Below are 18,070 nucleotides of genomic sequence, written 5' to 3'. Positions count from 1 at the left end.
TTTGTCAGTGACGCCCGCCCTCAAGATAGGCGGCGCGCACTTCCGGATTGGCGAGAAGATCCTTGCTCGATCCGCTCATCGTCACGATGCCATTGACCATCACATAGCCGCGATCGGCCAGTTTCAGCGCGCCAAAGGCATTCTGTTCGACCAGAAACACGGTCAAGCCCGTGGACTTGTTCAGTTCCTTGATCGCCTCGAAAATATGCTTGATGATCAGGGGAGCCAAGCCCAGCGACGGCTCGTCGAGAAGCAGCAGGCGCGGGCGCGCCATCAATGCGCGGCCGATGGCCAGCATCTGCTGCTCGCCGCCCGACAGGGTGCCGCCGCGCTGGTTGATGCGCTCCTTCAGGCGTGGAAACAGGTCGAAAACCTTGCGCACGTCTTCGTCATAGAACTCCAGATTGTCGAGGCTGGCGCCCATCTGCAGGTTTTCCTGCACCGTCATACGCGGGAATATCCGGCGGCCTTCCGGCGATTGGGCGATACGCAGGCGGGCGATCTCGTGGGTCGGCAATTGCGTGATGTCCTGGCCGGCAAACACCACCCGGCCCTTGCGGGCCCGCGGCATGCCGAAAATGGTCATCATCAGCGTCGACTTGCCGGCGCCGTTGGCACCGATCAGCGTGACGATTTCACCGGCATCCGCATGCACGCTGACACCGCTGAGCGCACGGATATTGCCGTAATAGGTCTCAACATTCTCAACACTGAGAAGGGCTCCGGTCTTCGGAAGAGTTTGTGTTTCCGACATTACTTCGCCCCTCCGGTCTTCTTTGCAGCCGGTTTGCCCTGGCTCTCTTTCGCCAGCTTTTTGGCCTGGCCGATCCAGTCTTCGCGTGCAATACGCCCGTCAAATGCCAGATAGGCTTCGGCGGCCGTCACATCCGCCTTCTTCCAGGCCGCGATCTGATCGAAATGGAAAATACCGTGTTCGTTGAGCCTGCGCTCATTGACCGGGCCAATCCCCTTGATCAGGGTCAGATCGTCGGGCTTGCCCTCGCGCGGCGCGGCGAGTGCATTGGCGGTTGCGCCCGCCTTGATCGCCGGAGCTGCGGGCTTTGCCGCTGTTTTGGCCTTCGCTGCGACGGGCACTTCCGCCTGCGTCTCGGTGATTTCCTGGATGGCTTCGGTGGACAGAAGGTCAACTGCGGCCGTGATATCGTCACTGCCGGTGGCGGCAGCATGCTCGATCAGCTCGACCACCTCTTCATCCTCGACACCGAGATAGGCGGCAATGACCTTGGGGTCATTCTTTACCGTCTCCGGCGTTCCGTCGGAAATCTTGGTGCCGTATTCAAGAACAATGACGTGGTCGGAGATTTCCATCACCACGGACATGTCATGCTCGATCAGGATGATCGATGTTCCCGTCTCATCGCGGATGCTGAGGAGCAGTTGGTTCAGCTCCGCCGATTCACGTGCGTTGAGACCGGCGGCGGGCTCGTCCAGGCACAGAAGCTCCGGATCGGTGCACATGGCGCGGGCAATCTCGAGACGCCGCTGGGCGCCATAGGGCAGATCGCCGGCGGGATCGTCGGCGCGCTCGACGAGGTTGATTTTCTGCAGCCAGAAACGGGCTTTCTCGATCGCGTCGGCAGCCGCCTTCTTATAGGTGGGAAAGCCGAGAAGACCGAGAATCGTATAGCCCGACGACAGCATCAGGGGATTGTGCTGGGCAACCAGCAGGTTTTCCAGAACGGTCAGCCCCGAGAACAGCCGGATGTTCTGGAACGTGCGGGCCACTTTCGCCTTCTTGGTGATGACGAAGTCGGCCATGCGCTCCAGTAGATACTCCTCGCCATTCTGGCGGGTCATGGTCAGCATGCCTTCGGTCGGCTTGTAGAAGCCGGTGATGCAGTTGAACACCGTGGTCTTGCCGGCGCCGTTCGGGCCGATCAGGGCGGTGATCGCGCCGCGCTTGGCCTCGAAGTTCAGGTCGTTGATGGCAACGAGACCACCAAACTTCATCGACAGATGTTCAACGCGCAGCACGGGGCTGGGATTGTTACGCACTTCCGAAACCATCAGCCGTGCCCTTCTTTCGTAAACTCGCTGGAGATCATCTTGCGCTCGTGCAGGAAGGCGCTCGGTTCCCGGTTGCCGACAAATCCGCGCGGCTTCCACACCATGACGACGATCATGGCCAGACCGAACAGCAGCATGCGATAGAGCTCCGGCGTGAAGTCATTGCCAAAGATCAGCTTGAGGAATTCCAGCTCGCGCAGGAGTTCCGTGCCGCCGATCATCACGGCCGCCGCGATGGCGATACCGATGAGCGAGCCCATGCCGCCGAGCACGACGATGGCAAGAATGATTGCCGATTCGAGGAACACGAAGGACTCGGGACTGACAAAACCCTGGCGGGCGGCAAAGAACGATCCGGCAAACCCGCCGAACATCGCGCCGGTGGCAAAAGCCGTCAGCTTGGTGGTCGTCGTGTTGATGCCCAGGGACCGGCAGGCAATCTCATCCTCGCGCAGCGCTTCCCAGGCGCGGCCAATCGGCATGCGGCGCAGGCGGATCGTCACCCAGGCCGTCAGCAGAGCCAGGAACAGAATGAGATAATAGAGGAAAATCTTGTAGTAGACGCCGGAGTTCGGCAGGCCGAACATGGCGGCAAAACCGGTGGGACCCGGCGTGAACGGAATGCCGAACAGGGTCGCCTTGGCAATACCGGAGATGCCGAACGTGCCCTTGGTCACCACGGTCCAGTTGATCAGCACGAGACGGATGATCTCACCAAAAGCCAGCGTGACGATGGCAAGATAGTCGCCCCGCAGCCGCAGGACCGGAAAGCCCAGCACAATGCCCCACATGGCAGCAAAGATGCCGGCCATCGGCAGGAGCAGCCAGAACGACAGGCCGAAATGGGCGGAAAGCAGCGCGTAGGAATAGGCACCGACCGCATAGAAGGCGACATAGCCAAGATCAAGCAGGCCGGCGAGCCCCACGACGATGTTCAGGCCCCATGCCAGCATGACATAGATCAGGATCTGGATGCCGAAATTGTCGACATATTTGAGCGAGCCCTGCACGCCGCTCTGGAACGACCATTGCCCGGTTACCGCGAACTGGATCAGCGCCAGGATCAGGATGACGACGAAGGGGTAGATGAAAAGCAGAGCAAGACCGAACCGCGACACGGCTGCCTTGAGCGAACGGCGGTCAACCTTGGCAGCGGCTGGCGCCTTGCTCTTGGCCAGCTTCGCCTGTTCCCGCGACGGCGTTATGAAGGCTGCAAAGATGAAGCGTCCGATGGCAGCCACCGCCACGAAGATCGCCAGCAGGCCCCAGCGCTGAACGAGAACCAGCTCATTGTTGATGTTCTGGTCGGTGCGGAAACCAACGACGAGAAAGAACAGGCCGAACGCGATGATTCCGGCAAACACCGCTTCCTTGGCGGCTTTGGCGTAGACGGAATCCTGTCCTGAAGATTGGATATCAGCCATAAGCTCAAACCTTTTCGACTTCGGGCCGACCAAGAATGCCGGAGGGCAGGAAGATCAGAACGATTGCGAGGATCGAAAATGCAGCCACATCCTTGTAATCGATGGAGAAATAGGCCGACCACAGAGCTTCGATCAGCCCGATCAGCAGACCGCCGACCACCGCACCGGGCAATGAGCCGATACCTCCGAGCACCGCGGCCGTAAACGCCTTGACGCCGGGCGTAAAACCATCGGTGAAGGAGATGACACCATAGAACATGAGGTAGAGCGTTCCGGCGACCGCGGCGAGCATGGCGCCCATGACGAAGGTCATGGAAATCGTCTTGTCCACGTCGATGCCGAGAAGCGCGGCCATCTTGCGGTCCTGCTCACAGGAACGCTGGGCACGCCCGAGCGTGGTGCGGTTGACCAGATACCAGAATGCGGCAAGCAGGATCGCGGTGACGATAACGATCACCATCTGCTTGTAGGCAATGGTGATGCCCGTGCCGTAAATTGTCACACCGCCATTGACGAGCGGCGGGATCGGCTTGTTGCGCGGGCCCTGTGTGACCTGCACGAAATTGGACAGCGCAATCGACATGCCGATCGCCGTGATCAACGGCGCAAGGCGGAACGATCCGCGCAGCGGCCGGTAGGCAAGCCGTTCGATTGTCCAGCTCCACAGCCCGGTCAGCAGCATGGCGACAAGCATCATCAGAAGCAGCGCCAGCACAACAGGCACACCGCCGATAAATGTGGTTAAAGCAAGAAAAACGATCATCGCCATGAACGCGCCAAGCATGAAAACGTCGCCATGGGCGAAGTTGATCATGCCGATGATCCCGTAGACCATCGTATAGCCGATTGCGATCAGTCCGTAGATTGAACCGAGTGTCAGACCGTTGATCGATTGCTGGATGAAGTACTCCATCGCAACGATACCCCTCATTTTCATTGGGAAGTTTCTTATCCGGTTTTTTTATCCGGTTCCCGTTTACCCCAACTTCTTTACACGTAACGTCTGCGTTAAAGAAAGCAACAGCTTTTTTAGCACAAACAGCGGCATCACATTTGCTTGCATACTCCGTGCGAATTTTTTCACCAAATTTTCGCCAATTCTTGACGAAATTTACGGCAAATGCCGCTGATTTAACCGAATTGCCTATCCTCGCCTTATTGTCGGAACAAGCCAGGCGCGGCTCACTTGACCACAAATCCGTGAGCGAAGGGATCGCGGTCATCGATGAAGATCGTGCTGTAACCGGTCATCCGCGCCCACCCTGCAACCGAGGGTATTATTGCATCGCGGTCCCCGACATGGGTGGCTGATTCCACCCGGCCATGGAACAGCGAGCCGATGATGGATTCATGCACGAAGTCGTCTCCGGGCTTCAATTTTCCCTTTGCCGTCAGTTGCGCCATGCGGGCCGATGTACCCGTTCCACAGGGGGAGCGGTCAATCGCCTTGTCACCGTAGAACACGGCATTGCGCGCATGTGCTTCCGGCTTGGTTGGCGCTCCGGTCCACAGAATATGGCTGAGTATGTTGATATCGGGCTTTTCCGGGTGCTGGAACGTATAGCGTTCATTCAGACGTTCGCGCAGAACCGGGCTCCAGCCAATAAGATCGAGCGCCCGGTAGTCCGCCATATCCCGGAAATTCTTCTGCGGATCGACGATTGCGTAGAAATTGCCGCCATAGGCAACATCCACATGCAGTGTCCCGAGATCCGGGCATTCCACTTCCAGCCCTTCCGCATAGAGAAACGCCGGAACATTGGTGATGCGCACGCTGGTGACATACTGGCCTTCCTGCGTGTACTCCGCGACCACCAGACCGGCCGGCGTATCCAGCCTCAATATGCCCGGTGTCTTCGGGGTAATCAGGCCATGTTCAATCGCCATCGTCACGGTGCCGATGGTGCCGTGGCCGCACATGGGCAGACAGCCCGACGTTTCGATGAACAGCACCGCCACATCGCAATCCGCGCGAGTCGGCGGATAGAGAATGGAACCGGACATCATGTCGTGGCCGCGCGGCTCGAACATCAGGCCGGTGCGGATCCAGTCGAATTCGTGCAGGAAATGCGCGCGTTTTTCCATCATGGTCGAGCCGGTGAGGTTTGGCCCTCCCCCGGCCACGAGGCGTACCGGATTGCCACAAGTGTGACCGTCGACACAGAAGAAGGAATGACGCGCCATGATGTTACAAGGTCCTAAAAGCGTTGCGGATTGAAGGGATCGATCGGGATCGATGGCCGCCGGCCCTCGATGAGATCGCAGATCAGCCGGCCCGTGGCGGCGGACTGGGTCAAGCCCAGATGTCCATGGCCAAAGGCATAGAGAACATTTTTGCTTTGCCGGGAATAGCCGATAACCGGCAGCGAATCGGGCATCGACGGACGATACCCCATCCATTGCTTCCCGCCTGAAATATCAAGGTCCGGCAGGAAGGTCTTGGCTTTCTGCAGCATGACGTCCGAACGCTTGAAATTGGGGGGCAAGTCGAGACCGCCCAGTTCGACGGCTCCGCCGACGCGCACGCCGGTTTCGAGCGGCGTTACAACAAATCCATGACCGGAGAAAATCAGCTGGCGTTTCAGATCAAAGGCCCCGGCGGGCAAGGTGGTGTTGTAGCCGCGCTCCGTATCCAGCGGGATGCGGTCACCGAGATACAGCGCCAGACGGTGTGACCAGGCGCCCGCAGCGAGAATCAGCTTGCCGGTGTCGAGTGTCCGCCCATCCGCAAGCCTGACTGTACCGCCCATATCGTTCGCGCCAACGGAAACAACCTCTGCACGTTCGAAGCGGGCCCCCAGTTTTTCCGCATGGGCCCACAGCCCTTTGCCCACATGTTTGGGATCGCTGACCGTCTTCCATCCCGGAACGAAGGTTCCGGCGACAAAGCGGCGGGCGAGGCCCGGCTGACAGGCAGCCAGCGCGTCGCCGCGCAAATGTTCGAAGGCAACGCCCGCCCTCTCCCGCGCCGCCCAGCCGGGCAGGCCGAGATTGAGCTCATGCTCGCTCTCGTAAAGTTCCAGCGAACCATCCTCGCGCACCATGTGGCGGATACCGGCGCGCTGCATTAGATCCAGCATTTCCGGCTCGGCGAGGCGCATCATCGCGCCCTGCGCCACCGTGGTGTGCTCCAGCACATCAGGCCGGCTGGCGCGCCAGAACCGGTAAAGCCATGGCGCCAGCCTGGGAAGGTAGGACGGCCGGATGGTGAACGGCCCGAGCGGGTCCATCAGCCAGCCCGGAACCTTGGCCATGACCCCTTTCGAGGCCATCGGCAATATGTCGGAAAAAGCCAGGGCCCCGGCATTGCCGGAGCTCGTCCCTTCGCAGATGCCCTGGTGATCGATCACCAGAACCCTGCGCCCGGCTTCGCCCAGAAAAGCCGCGATGGCGACGCCGATGATACCGGCGCCGACAATGACAACATCATGCTTTTCCGGACCGGCACTCATGGCGCAGCCTTACAGAACAGGCAGTTTCGGCCGCGATGCCATGGCATCCCTGACGATCTTGTCGACAGCCGCCCGGCGGTCGCCGCGCAACGGCTGGCGCGGCAGGCGCACGCGATCATTGGTTCCGATTTCATGGACTTCCGCCAGTTTGATGTTCTGCACAAGATAGGTGGAGACATCGAGGTCAAGCAAGGGGCGGAACCAGCGATAGATATCCAGCGCTTCGGCATAGCGGCCGGCACCAATGAGCTTGTAGATCGCAACCGTCTCTTTCGGGAAGGCCGTGACCAGCCCGGCGACCCAGCCGATGGCACCGGCGGTCAATGCTTCGAAGGCGAGGTTGTCGACGCCGGTGAAGAGGTCGTAACGCTTGCCGAAAGTATTGATGATATCGGTGGTGCGGCGCACATCGTCGGACGACTCCTTGATCGCCACAAAGTGCTTGTCGGATGCAAGTTCCGCCAGGATGTCGCTGGTCACATCGACGCGATAGGCGATGCGGTTCGAATAGATCATGACGGGCAGATCGCCGGCAGCGGCAACGGCCTTCAGGGTGGTGACTGTTTCTTCCGGATCCGTGTGATAGATCGGGCTTGGAACCAGCATCAGGCCATCAGCGCCAGCCTTGGCAGCTTGCTGCGCAAGCGCAGCGCCATCGCGGGTTGCCGCTTCATTGATGGTCAGAAGCACGGGCTTACCCTTGGCAACGCCCTGCGCCGTCTTCAGCACTGCGAGTTTTTCCTCGTGGCTCAGCATCGGGCCTTCGCCGAGCGAACCTGCAACAATCAAACCATCGCAACCCGCATCCATCAGGAGCGAGAAGCAACGTTCCATTTCCGTGTGATCGAGTTTATCATCTTCAGTGAATTTGGTTGTAACAGCAGGGAAAACGCCTGACCACATGTCTCTTCTCCTTCTTGATATATCAGAAATATATCTGTAGAGCGTGTGGCTGTCAATTGCCTTGAATAGAAAGTTTGTCTGATGGATCAAACCGCAGTCCACACCATGGCCCAGACGGGCGAAAGTCTCGCGGAGCTGGCCTATCGCCAGATCGAAGAGATGATCGTCACGCTGAAGCTTGAGCCTGGCGCGGTCGTCAATGAGCGCACCCTCACCGATGTGACCAATATGGGCCGCACGCCGGTGCGCGAAGCGGTGCAGAAGCTGGCCTGGGAAGGCTTGATGGAAATCCGTCCCCGTTCCGGCATTGCCATTGCCGCGCTCAATCCCCAGGACTTTTCCAGGGTTCTCGACGCGCGCGAGGGTGTCGAGCGGGTTCTTGCGCGCGATGCGGCGCTCTACGGTGCATCGCTGCACCATGAGCGACTGAAGGCAGCCTCCGATGCGATGATGGCTGCGCGCTCCGGCAACGATGTGATCGGCTTTCTCAACGCCGACAAGATTTTCGATACGGTGCTCGGGCAGGCGGCGGAAAACCCCTACGCCGCCCGTCTCGCCTCCCCGCTGCAAACCCATAGCCGCCGCTTCTGGTTTCGCCTGCAGCGGCCCGGCAGCCTGGAGCAATCAGCCGGGGCGCATACGGCGCTGATCAAGGCGATCATCGCCCGCGAACCCGGCAAAGCCGCCGACGAGGCAACCCGGCTGATCGGCTATCTCAGGACAATGGCTCCGTAAACCCGTTCGGCCCAAAAGAAAATCGCCGCCCGGTGCGGAACCGGACGGCGATTTCAAAGCTCAATGCGATTTACTTCATCGTCGGAATGACGAACTCGGCCCCGTCCTTGACGCCCGACGGCCAGCGCGAGGTGACGGTCTTGGTTTTGGTGTAGAAGCGGAACGCATCCGGGCCATGCTGGTTCAGATCGCCGAAGCCGGAACCCTTCCAGCCGCCGAAGGTGTAATAGGCGATCGGCACCGGAATGGGCACATTGATGCCAACCATGCCAACCTGAACGCGCGAGGCAAAGTCCCGGGCAGCATCGCCGTCACGGGTGAAGATCGCAACGCCATTGCCGTATTCGTGTTCGTTCGGCAGACGGATCGCATCCTCATAGGTGTCGGCGCGGACAATGCCGAGAACCGGACCAAAAATTTCTTCCTTGTAGATGCGCATGTCAGGGGTGACGTGATCGAACAGGCAGCCCCCCATGTAGTAGCCATTCTCATAGCCCTGCATCTTGAAGCCGCGGCCATCGACGACGAGCTTCGCGCCTTCCTTCACGCCGAGATCGACATAGCCCTTGATGCGATCCAGCGCCTGCTGGGTCACCACGGGACCGTAATCCGCCGTCATATCGGTGGATGGGCCGACCTTGAGGCTTTCAACCCGCGGGATCAGGCGCGCGACGAGACGGTCTGCGGTGTCCTTGCCGACGGGAACGGCAACGGAGATCGCCATGCAGCGCTCGCCAGCCGAACCGTAACCGGCGCCGATCAGGGCGTCGACGGTCTGGTCCATGTCGGCATCGGGCATGATGATCATGTGGTTCTTGGCACCGCCGAAGCACTGGGCACGCTTGCCGTTGGCCGTGGCGCGCGAATAGATGTACTGGGCAATCGGTGTCGAACCGACGAAGCCGACAGCCTTGATATCCGGATCATCCAGAATGGTGTCGACAGCTTCCTTGTCGCCATTGACGACGTTGAAGATGCCTGCCGGCAAACCGGCTTCGATGAAGAGTTCGGCCAGACGCATCGGCACGCCCGGATCGCGCTCAGACGGCTTCAGAATGAAGGCATTGCCCGACGCAATCGCCGGACCGGCCTTCCACAGCGGGATCATCGCCGGGAAATTGAACGGGGTGATACCGGCAACGACGCCGAGCGGCTGGCGCATGGAGTAAACATCGATGCCCGTGCCGGCATTGTCGGTGAACTCGCCCTTGAGCATGTGGGCCGAGCCGAGGCAAACCTCGACCACTTCCAGACCGCGCTGGATATCGCCCTTGGCATCGGGAATGGTCTTGCCGTGCTCGCGCGCCAGAAGTTCGGCAAGCGAGTCGTATTCGGCTTCGACGAGATCAAGGAACTTGCGCAAGACGCGCGCACGGCGCTGCGGGTTGGTTGCAGCCCAGGCCGGCTGTGCCGCCTTGGCATTGGCAATGGCTGCGCGCACTTCATTGGGGGTTGCCAGCGCCACGCGGCCCTGAACGGTGCCGTCCATGGGCTGGAAAATTTCGGCCGTGCGACCGCTTGTTCCGGCGACATGCTTGCCACCGATAAAATGTCCGACTTCACGCATTGCGAGCAACCTCCCTGGGATTGACTGAATTTCGTTACCCTATCATCGCGCTTCAAATTTTTTATTGCAAGCCGAGCGAAAGCGTATCCGTTGTGCAAAAATTGAAGTACGAATCGGGGAGGAGGCCAACGAATGAACTGGGACGATGTGCGGATTTTTCTGGCTGTGGCGCGTTCGGGACAAATACTCGGCGCAGCCAAGCGGCTCGGCGTCAACCATGCGACCGTGGCGCGCCGTCTGACGGCGCTGGAGAATGACATCAACACCAAGCTGCTGACCCGCCGCACCAATGGCTGCGAGCTGACCCATGCCGGTGAAGAATTCCTCCTGTCGGCCGAGCGCATGGAAGCGGAAATGCTGTCGATCCGCTCCTCGCTTGGCGATGCCGATGTGTCCATTTCCGGCTCGGTGCGCATTGGCGCGCCGGACGGTTTCGGCGTCTCCTTCCTCGCGCCGCGCCTTGCCACCCTCACCGCCCGCTATCCCGACCTCAAGATTCAGCTTGTTCCGGTCCCCCGTTCCTTCTCGCTGTCGCGGCGCGAGGCTGACATAGCCATTACGGTCGACCGGCCCGATCAGGGGCGTCTCGTGGCGAAAAAGCTCGTTGACTACACCCTTTGCCTCTACGCCAGCCGGTCCTATCTCGCTGAACGCGCGGCACCGCGCAGTATCGACGATCTGCCGAAACACCGGCTGGTCGGTTATGTCGACGATCTGGTCATCAGCCCTTCGCTGAACTATGCGCCCGAAATCACCCGCGAATGGCGTCCCGCTTTCGAGATTTCCAGTGCCATCGGACAGGTGGAAGCGGTGAAGGCGGGGGCGGGCATTGGTATCCTGCATACATTCATCGCACGGGAGTATCCCGACCTCGTGCCGGTCCTGCCGGAACGCACGATTCACCGGTCCTATTGGCTTGCCTATCATGAATCGGTGCGCACCCTGCGCCGCATCACGGCGGTCTCCAGCTTCATCTCCGATCTCGTCAACGGCGAGACTGGACGATTCACCTGACAAAGCATAACAGGCAATGGTGGAAATGTGATTGACGGGCACGGAACAAACACCACAATTGCGCCTTGAACACATGCGCTTTCAGCGTGTTGTCATCATATCGGAGAGGGAAAATGTACCGATATATACTAGCCATGGCTGTAACCCTGGGGGGTATGCAGTTCGTAACGGTTCCAGCCGCACAGGCGCAGGAACGGCCCATCAGATGCGAATCGCGCAGCTTCCGCTACAATGAATGCGAGACCGACATGCGCCGGCCGCGGATCATCAGGCAGCTTTCGGGTTCGGCCTGCATTCCCGGCCAGAGCTGGGGCTTCAGCCGCGGCACCATCTGGGTGGACAAGGGCTGCTCGGCGGTCTTTGCCGACAGTGCCGAGCGTCCGCGCTGGCGGGACCGCGACGACCGTCCGCGCTGGCGGGATGACCGCTATCCTCGCCGCGACTACCGGCGTGAATACCGCGATGACCGCTACTACCAGCCGGACGATTATTGATCGGCATTACGGGCCTCGTTTTTCGCCATCTCCGGCCGGAGGTGGCGAAAACACCTCACACCCGGTGATACGGGTGCCCGGAAAGGATCGTAGTCGCGCGGTAAAGCTGTTCCGCCACGAGAATCCGGACAATCTGGTGCGGCCAGGTCATGGCGCCAAGCGCCAGCACGAGATCGGCGCGCTTTCTTAAATCAGCATCGTGGCCGTCAGGCCCGCCGATTGCCAGGAGCAGCTGGCGCTTGCCATCGTCGCGAAACCGGGCGATTGCATGGGCGAAGTCTTCCGATGGCATGGTCTTGCCGCGCTCGTCGAGAAGAACGAGCACACCGCCCTGATCCAGCGCTTCCAGCACTTTGGCGGACTCTTCCTGTTTGCGCAGGTCCGGCTGCTGGGCGCGGCTTTCGGTGATTTCGGTGACGGCGTTGAATTCGAGACCAAGCGGTGAACCGGTTTTCTTCAACCGGTCGAAATAGCGGTCTGCCAGTTCCCGTTCGGGGCCAGATTTCATCCGGCCCACGGCAAAAACGGTGATACGCATGGCACGTCCAGTCCTTTGTCACCCGGCGCGAAGAGCACTCTCCGGCGCTTGACCGGTCCATATCAGCCAGCCGCCCGAAGCATCCCGCTGGCGTTATGCCGGGATACTCCGATCCGTCAGAACTTTCTCACACCAGTCTCCGCGTGCCGTAACGGCACACCTTGCTCTAGTGTACGGTTTCCCCGTCAAGTTCGGGAGACTGCCACATCTTTTCGATGTTGTAGAACTCACGCACTTCAGGACGGAAAATATGGATGATGATATCGCCCGTGTCGATCAGCACCCAGTCACCGCTGGAAAGACCTTCAACCTTCGCATTGTTTCCGTGGCCGCTTTCCTTCAGCGCACGCAGGAGCTGGTCAGCCACCGCCGTTACGTGACGGTGTGAGCGGCCCGATGCGATGACCATATGGTCGCCGATGACAGATTTTCCGCGAAGATCGATGGGGACAATTTTTTCAGCCTTGGAGTCGTCGAGACTGGCAAGGACTGTCTGGAGGGCAAGAGAAACGGAAGTCGCACCGTTCATCTCCGCCGTTGAAGGTGCCAAGGCATCCTTCTTCTGAATTGCTGTTCTCAGTGTATTTCCTTTCCAATAAGAACAACGCGCCGCAGCCTTTAATCTTGCTGCACGTTATTAAGATAGGCAGAGTCGCATGACACTTTCAAGACGTCGCGGCACGGCCTTTGTTCACGTTTTCATTTCTGCCGTTTTACGGCTCCGTTGCGTATCGCCGTCGATGACAGCGAGGAGCGCGGGCCATGGATGAACGTCCAGGCTGGCGCGGGTGCCCGTGCCAGCAGCGGCGCGTCATCCTCGTCGAAGCGGGCATAGTCAAACGTCTTGGCCATGCGCGACGAGAGAAATGCCAGGGTCGAACCGGGCCGGTCGATCACCGCGATGGGAAACGTCATGGCAATCTTCTGCCAGCGCTGCCAGCGGTGAAAATCGGCAAGATTGTCCGCCCCCATGATCCAGACAAAATGCACACCCGGATTGCGTGCCTTGATCAAAGCCAGCGTATCGGCGGTATAACGCACATTATAGGCGGCTTCAAACGCCGTTACCTTGATGCGCGGGTCATGCACTTGCTGTTCGCACAATTTCAGCCGTTCCGCCAGAGGCGCCAGATGGCGTGTGTCCTTCAACGGATTACCCGGCGTGACAATCCACCAGAGCTGGTCGAGCTGCAGCCGGCGCAGCGAGATTTCCGCCACCAGCGCGTGGCCGGCATGGGGCGGATTGAACGATCCGCCAAACAGCCCGACGGTCATGCCCTTTTCAACGAAAGGCATGCGCAGATGCGCATCGCTCACGCCGGGAAAATCGTGACGTAACGCATCGATGGATGTCACGGGCGGGTCTGGCCATTGCCGCGAACGCGGTATTTGAAGGATGTCAATTGCTCCACCCCCACGGGGCCTCGCGCGTGCATCTTGCCCGTCGCGATGCCGATTTCCGCGCCCATGCCGAATTCGCCGCCATCAGCAAACTGCGTCGAGGCATTGTGCAAGAGGATGGCAGAGTCGATCTCATTGAAGAACCGCTCGACCACATGCACGTCCTCGGCAATCACCGCTTCCGTATGGTGCGACGAATAGCGATTGATATGCGCGATCGCGTCGCCAATGCCGTCAACCAGCTTCACGGATATGATGGCATCGAGATATTCCGTCGACCAGTCTTCCTCCGTCGCCGGTTTTGCCGCGACAAACAGCTGGACGACCGAAGCATCACCGCGAATTTCGCAGCCTGCCGCATGCAGATCCTCAAGCAGCGGCAAAAGACGCGCAGGGGCGATCAGCCGGTCGAGCAGCAGCGTCTCGGCCGAACCGCAGACGCCGGTCCGGCGCATCTTGGCATTGACGATAATCCGGCGCGCCATGTCGAGATCGGCGGAGGCGTCGACATAGACATGGCAGAGGCCTTCGAGATGGGCAAAGACCGGCACGCGCGCTTCCGCCTGCACCCGGGCCACAAGGCTCTTGCCGCCACGGGGAATAATGACATCAAGATTGCCGTCCAGCCCCTTCAGCATTTCGCCGACCGCGGCACGGTCCGTCACCGGGATGAGCTGGATGGCGTCCGCAGGCAAACCCGCCGCTTCGAGCCCTTCGGCCAGCGCCGCATGGATGGCGCGGGAGGAGTGGGCGGAATCCGAACCGCCGCGCAGGATGACGGCATTGCCCGACTTCAGGCAAAGGGCACCCGCATCGGCTGTTACGTTCGGGCGGCTTTCGTAAATCACCCCGATAACACCGAGCGGCGTACGCACGCGCTCAATATGCAGGCCGTTGGGACGGTCCCATTCGGCAATGATGTCGCCGACCGGGTCCTTGAGGGCGGCAATGGTGCGGATGCTTTCCGAGATCGCGGCGATACGGCCGGCATCGAGTTTCAGCCGGTCAAGCAGGGAGGCGGCCATCCCGGCCTTTTCGCCATCGGCCATATCCTGCCGGTTGGCCTCCAGAATCTCCGCAGCACGGCGATCCACCGCATCCGCCATGGCGATCAGTGCGATCATTTTCTGTTCCGGCGAAGCGATGGACAGGGGCTGGGCTGCGGCACGGGCTTTGCGGCCGATCCCGGCCATCAATTCAGCAATGTCGTCAATCGGTTCGACCCGTCCCAGCATTTCTCACTCCTTCGCAGCACGTTTTGCTGCGCGTACAACCAGATCATCCCGGTGAATCATCGCCGACCGGGCATCGTAACCGAGGATCGCGGCAATCTCATTGGTCTTGCGCCCTGCAATTCTTACGGCATCTGCGGCATCATAGGCAACAAGGCCGCGCGCGGCTTCGCGTCCATCCGGCCCGACCACTGCAACCGTATCGCCGCGGGTGAACTGACCGGCCACGTCACGGACACCGGCAGCCAGAAGCGATTTGCCGGATTTGAGCGCCGTCAGCGCACCCTCGTCGATCACCAGCCGCCCGGCTGGCTCGAGATTGCCCGAAATCCAGGTCTTCCATGCATTCACCGGATTGAGGCTCGGCCTGAACAGCGTCGACCGTTCACCCGCATCGATGGCAGCAAGCGGATGCATGCGCGTGCCGGAAGCAATGATCATCGCCGTGCCCGCCGCATTGGCAATCTTGCCGGCGTCGAGCTTGGTCTTCATGCCGCCGCGCGAATATTCCGACGCAGCCGCACCGGCCATGGCTTCGATGTCAGGGGTGATGGCGTCGACAACCGGCAGGAACAGCGCATCGGGGTTCTGATGCGGCGGGGCGGTATAGAGCCCGTCAATGTCGGACAGAAGAATCAGAAGGTCCGCTCCCATCATTGTCGCCACCCGCGCGGCAAGCCGGTCATTGTCACCATAGCGGATTTCCGTGGTCGCCACTGTGTCATTCTCATTGATGACGGGTACGGCCTTGAGCCGCAGCAGGGTGCCGACCGTGGCGCGGGCATTGAGATAGCGGCGCCGCTCCTCCGTGTCGGAAAGGGTAAGCAGGATCTGGCCAGCACGCAGCTGATGCCCGCCCAGCACCTCGGAATAGGCTTTGGCAAGCTCGATCTGACCCGCCGCAGCCGCAGCCTGGCCTTCCTCCAGCCGCAGCGCGCCTTTCGGCAGTCCGAGCACCGTCCGCCCGAGGGCGATGGCGCCGGAGGAGACGATCATCACCTCGACACCCGCCTGCACCAGCCGCGCCACATCGGCACCGAGGCTTTCCAGCCAGTCGCGCTTCAGCCCCTTGGAGCGGTCCACCAGCAACGCCGAACCGATCTTGACCACGATCCGCCGATAGGCGGAGAGTTTGAGAGTATTATTCATATACCCCCCTCTGGGCTGCCGCCCATCTCCCCCACAAGGGGGGAGATCACATCGCCATCAACATTCTCGCTTGCTTTGCAGTGCCGCAGAACGGATCGAGGCAGTAATGAAAGCTGATCTCCCCCCTTGTGGGGGAGATGTCCGGCAGGACAGAGGGGGGTGAAAAATTCAAACTCATTCTGCACGGACATGATGCACTCAATATTTGAAGCGGGTATCGACCTCTACCGGGGCCTCTGACTGGCGCGATTCAAGGATAATCGCAGACAAGGCCCGCAGCACCTGCTCGACACCCTCGCGGCTGACCGAAGACAAGAGCATCGGTTCGCGGCCCGCAGCCTTTTTCAGTGCGGTCACCTTCTTTTTGCGCGCCGCCGCATCCAGCGTATCGATCTGGCTCAGCGCGACGATCTCCAGCTTGTCGGCGAGCCCGTGGCCATAGGCTTCAAGTTCTGTGCGCACGGTCTTGTAGGCCTCGGCCACATTTTCTTCCTGCGCCGAAACCAGATGCAGGAGAACCCGCGTGCGCTCGACATGGCCAAGGAACCGGTCACCGATACCGACGCCTTCATGCGCCCCTTCAATCAATCCCGGAATATCGGCAATGACGAATTCGCGTGCGTCGACGCGGGCAACCCCCAGATTCGGGTGCAGGGTCGTAAAGGGATAATCGGCGATTTTCGGCTTGGCCGCCGTCACGCTGGCGAGAAAAGTCGACTTGCCGGCATTCGGCTTGCCCAGAAGTCCGGCATCGGCAATCAGTTTCAGCCGCAGCCACAGATTGCGCTCTTCGCCCTCCAGCCCCGGATTGGCACGGCGTGGCGCCTGGTTGGTCGATGTCTTGAAGTGCAGATTGCCGAAACCGCCATTGCCGCCCTTGGCAAGACGGTAGCGCTGGCCGACGGCAGTAAAATCGTAGATCAGGGTTTCGTTGTCGTCTTCGAAAATCTGCGTTCCCACGGGAACCTTGAGCACGACGTCGGCACCCTTGCCGCCCGTCATGTTGCGGCCCATGCCGTGCATGCCGGTCTTGGCCTTGAAATGCTGCTGGTAGCGATAGTCGATCAGCGTGTTGAGACCGTCCACGGCTTCGGCCCAGACATCGCCGCCGCGCCCGCCATCGCCGCCATCGGGACCACCGAATTCCAGAAATTTTTCGCGGCGGAACGATACCGAGCCGGCACCACCATCGCCGGAGCGGATATAGACTTTCGCCTGATCGAGAAATTTCATGAAAGTTCAGTCCTTTTTGATGCCCCGAGCCATTACAGGAAAATGCGCGGGAAGAAAACTGGCCAGATCGACATCAGCGGCCTTTTGAGAATTCAGCCTGGTGAGGCAGATGATGCGGTTTACGAGAACCGGAGCGCAGTGGACATTTTCGTCCATGAGCACCGGAAGCGCAGCAAACCGCATCAGATGACCACCAGGGTGGATTGGCATAGGGCCGCCTAGGTGTTCCAGCTGCGAAGCCCGATCCATGTCCGCCGATCCAGCATATAACGCTCGACCGGCACATTGCCTGCGGCAAGCGAATCCATCATGCCGGTATTGGCATACTGGAATCCGCTCTTGTAAAGCACGCGGCGCGAACCGATGTTGGAGACGCGGCACGATGCGTGCAGCTTTTCCACCTGCGTGGCGCGGAACACAAGATCCACCAGCGCATGGGCGGTTTCCGTCGCATAGCCCTTGCCCCAATAGGGTTCGCCCAGCCAATAGCCGATTTCCAGCTCATCCTTGCGGGGCTCGCTCATCCGCACATCCTGGCTGCGGCGGTAATTGATGCCGCAGCAGCCGATGAAGGTGCCGGATTGTGCAAGGGTAATCGCGTAGACGCATTTGCCGATCTCGCCCGCATTGGCGCGGCGCACGAAGTCCACCGCATGATCCTGCGTGTAGGGATGGGGCATGCGGGACAGCATTTCCGCCACACGGGGATTGTCGGCGAGACGGGCAATTGCGTCAACGTCCTCGGTGTGCGGCGCGCGCAGGACCAGGCGTTCGGTCACGAGGACCGGACAGTCTATCAGATCCAGCCTGTCTTCATCGTCTTCCAGTAATTCGGCAACCATTTTGCTATCCTCCAGATGCGAAAGGGGAGATGGGTGAAACCCCATCTCCCCTTTGATC

Annotated in this window: 19 protein-coding genes; 3 read left to right on the top strand and 16 right to left on the bottom strand. The window is 60.2% G+C overall.

The annotated features are described in order from the left end of the window. Window positions 1–4: 4 nt before the first annotated feature. The 7 genes from ACTJJ7_RS08005 to ACTJJ7_RS07975 form a co-directional block, all read right to left on the bottom strand. Window positions 5–754, bottom strand: a complete 750-nt coding sequence (locus ACTJJ7_RS08005; RefSeq protein WP_105734361.1) for an ABC transporter ATP-binding protein — start codon at window positions 752–754, stop codon at window positions 5–7. Then, on the bottom strand, window positions 754–2,028 hold the full coding sequence (locus tag ACTJJ7_RS08000) for an ATP-binding cassette domain-containing protein (protein ID WP_440966459.1): 1,275 nt from the start codon (window positions 2,026–2,028) through the stop codon (window positions 754–756). Before ACTJJ7_RS08000 ends, ACTJJ7_RS08005 begins: the two co-directional genes overlap by 1 nt. Then, window positions 2,028–3,452: a high-affinity branched-chain amino acid ABC transporter permease LivM gene (livM, locus tag ACTJJ7_RS07995; RefSeq protein WP_105734359.1), complete on the bottom strand. Its 1,425-nt coding sequence runs from the start codon at window positions 3,450–3,452 to the stop codon at window positions 2,028–2,030. Before livM ends, ACTJJ7_RS08000 begins: the two co-directional genes overlap by 1 nt. A gap of 4 nt (window positions 3,453–3,456) precedes the next feature. Then, window positions 3,457–4,365: a branched-chain amino acid ABC transporter permease gene (locus ACTJJ7_RS07990; protein ID WP_105734358.1), complete on the bottom strand. Its 909-nt coding sequence runs from the start codon at window positions 4,363–4,365 to the stop codon at window positions 3,457–3,459. Window positions 4,366–4,634: 269 nt separating this feature from the next. Then, window positions 4,635–5,636 carry a 4-hydroxyproline epimerase gene (locus ACTJJ7_RS07985; RefSeq protein WP_440966457.1) on the bottom strand — a complete coding sequence of 334 codons (1,002 nt, stop codon included), beginning with the start codon at window positions 5,634–5,636 and terminating at the stop codon, window positions 4,635–4,637. Window positions 5,637–5,650: 14 nt separating this feature from the next. Then, window positions 5,651–6,904: an NAD(P)/FAD-dependent oxidoreductase gene (locus ACTJJ7_RS07980; RefSeq protein WP_440966455.1), complete on the bottom strand. Its 1,254-nt coding sequence runs from the start codon at window positions 6,902–6,904 to the stop codon at window positions 5,651–5,653. A gap of 9 nt (window positions 6,905–6,913) precedes the next feature. Beyond that, window positions 6,914–7,807, bottom strand: coding sequence for a dihydrodipicolinate synthase family protein (locus ACTJJ7_RS07975; protein ID WP_440966453.1), 894 nt, complete (start codon window positions 7,805–7,807; stop codon window positions 6,914–6,916). A gap of 81 nt (window positions 7,808–7,888) precedes the next feature. On the opposite strand from ACTJJ7_RS07975, the gene ACTJJ7_RS07970 reads away from it, so the two are divergent. After that, window positions 7,889–8,542, top strand: coding sequence for a GntR family transcriptional regulator (locus ACTJJ7_RS07970; protein ID WP_105734354.1), 654 nt, complete (start codon window positions 7,889–7,891; stop codon window positions 8,540–8,542). A 70-nt stretch (window positions 8,543–8,612) separates the two neighbouring features. On the opposite strand, the gene ACTJJ7_RS07965 is transcribed toward ACTJJ7_RS07970, so the two are convergent. Continuing rightward, on the bottom strand, window positions 8,613–10,109 hold the full coding sequence (locus tag ACTJJ7_RS07965; protein ID WP_440966451.1) for a CoA-acylating methylmalonate-semialdehyde dehydrogenase: 1,497 nt from the start codon (window positions 10,107–10,109) through the stop codon (window positions 8,613–8,615). 132 nt (window positions 10,110–10,241) lie between these two features. Between ACTJJ7_RS07965 and ACTJJ7_RS07960 the strand changes: the two genes are divergently transcribed. Together ACTJJ7_RS07960 and ACTJJ7_RS07955 are read left to right on the top strand one after the other, a co-directional pair. Continuing rightward, window positions 10,242–11,123, top strand: coding sequence for a LysR family transcriptional regulator (locus tag ACTJJ7_RS07960; protein ID WP_105734352.1), 882 nt, complete (start codon window positions 10,242–10,244; stop codon window positions 11,121–11,123). Between the two features lie 113 nt (window positions 11,124–11,236). Next, window positions 11,237–11,617 (top strand): DUF3011 domain-containing protein, encoded by a 381-nt coding sequence (locus ACTJJ7_RS07955; protein ID WP_105734351.1) that lies wholly within the window; start codon window positions 11,237–11,239, stop codon window positions 11,615–11,617. 55 nt (window positions 11,618–11,672) lie between these two features. Here ACTJJ7_RS07955 and rlmH read toward each other — a convergent pair whose 3' ends face one another. The 8 genes from rlmH to ACTJJ7_RS07915 all read right to left on the bottom strand — a co-directional run bounded on the left by rlmH (window position 11,673) and on the right by ACTJJ7_RS07915 (window position 18,012). Then, window positions 11,673–12,155: a 23S rRNA (pseudouridine(1915)-N(3))-methyltransferase RlmH gene (gene rlmH / locus ACTJJ7_RS07950; protein WP_105734350.1), complete on the bottom strand. Its 483-nt coding sequence runs from the start codon at window positions 12,153–12,155 to the stop codon at window positions 11,673–11,675. A gap of 166 nt (window positions 12,156–12,321) precedes the next feature. Continuing rightward, a complete protein-coding gene (gene rsfS, locus ACTJJ7_RS07945) occupies window positions 12,322–12,705 on the bottom strand; it encodes a ribosome silencing factor (protein ID WP_245421094.1) in 384 nt (127 codons plus the stop codon). A gap of 149 nt (window positions 12,706–12,854) precedes the next feature. Beyond that, window positions 12,855–13,451, bottom strand: a complete 597-nt coding sequence (locus tag ACTJJ7_RS07940) for a nicotinate-nucleotide adenylyltransferase (protein ID WP_105734631.1) — start codon at window positions 13,449–13,451, stop codon at window positions 12,855–12,857. 56 nt (window positions 13,452–13,507) lie between these two features. Next, a complete protein-coding gene (locus ACTJJ7_RS07935) occupies window positions 13,508–14,791 on the bottom strand; it encodes a glutamate-5-semialdehyde dehydrogenase (protein ID WP_440966448.1) in 1,284 nt (427 codons plus the stop codon). A 3-nt stretch (window positions 14,792–14,794) separates the two neighbouring features. Continuing rightward, window positions 14,795–15,937, bottom strand: a complete 1,143-nt coding sequence (gene proB, locus ACTJJ7_RS07930; protein ID WP_440966446.1) for a glutamate 5-kinase — start codon at window positions 15,935–15,937, stop codon at window positions 14,795–14,797. Window positions 15,938–16,135: 198 nt separating this feature from the next. Continuing rightward, a complete protein-coding gene (gene obgE / locus ACTJJ7_RS07925) occupies window positions 16,136–17,170 on the bottom strand; it encodes a GTPase ObgE (protein ID WP_105734345.1) in 1,035 nt (344 codons plus the stop codon). Between the two features lie 6 nt (window positions 17,171–17,176). Further along, a complete protein-coding gene (locus ACTJJ7_RS07920; RefSeq protein ID WP_165401874.1) occupies window positions 17,177–17,353 on the bottom strand; it encodes a hypothetical protein in 177 nt (58 codons plus the stop codon). A 35-nt stretch (window positions 17,354–17,388) separates the two neighbouring features. Beyond that, window positions 17,389–18,012, bottom strand: a complete 624-nt coding sequence (locus tag ACTJJ7_RS07915; protein ID WP_130271108.1) for a GNAT family N-acetyltransferase — start codon at window positions 18,010–18,012, stop codon at window positions 17,389–17,391. Window positions 18,013–18,070: the final 58 nt, after the last annotated feature.

This window comes from Phyllobacterium sp. 22229 (assembly GCF_052056495.1).
In the GTDB taxonomy this organism is placed as follows: Bacteria; Pseudomonadota; Alphaproteobacteria; order Rhizobiales; family Rhizobiaceae; genus Phyllobacterium; species Phyllobacterium myrsinacearum.
This window is presented reverse-complemented; position numbering and strand designations above follow the sequence as displayed.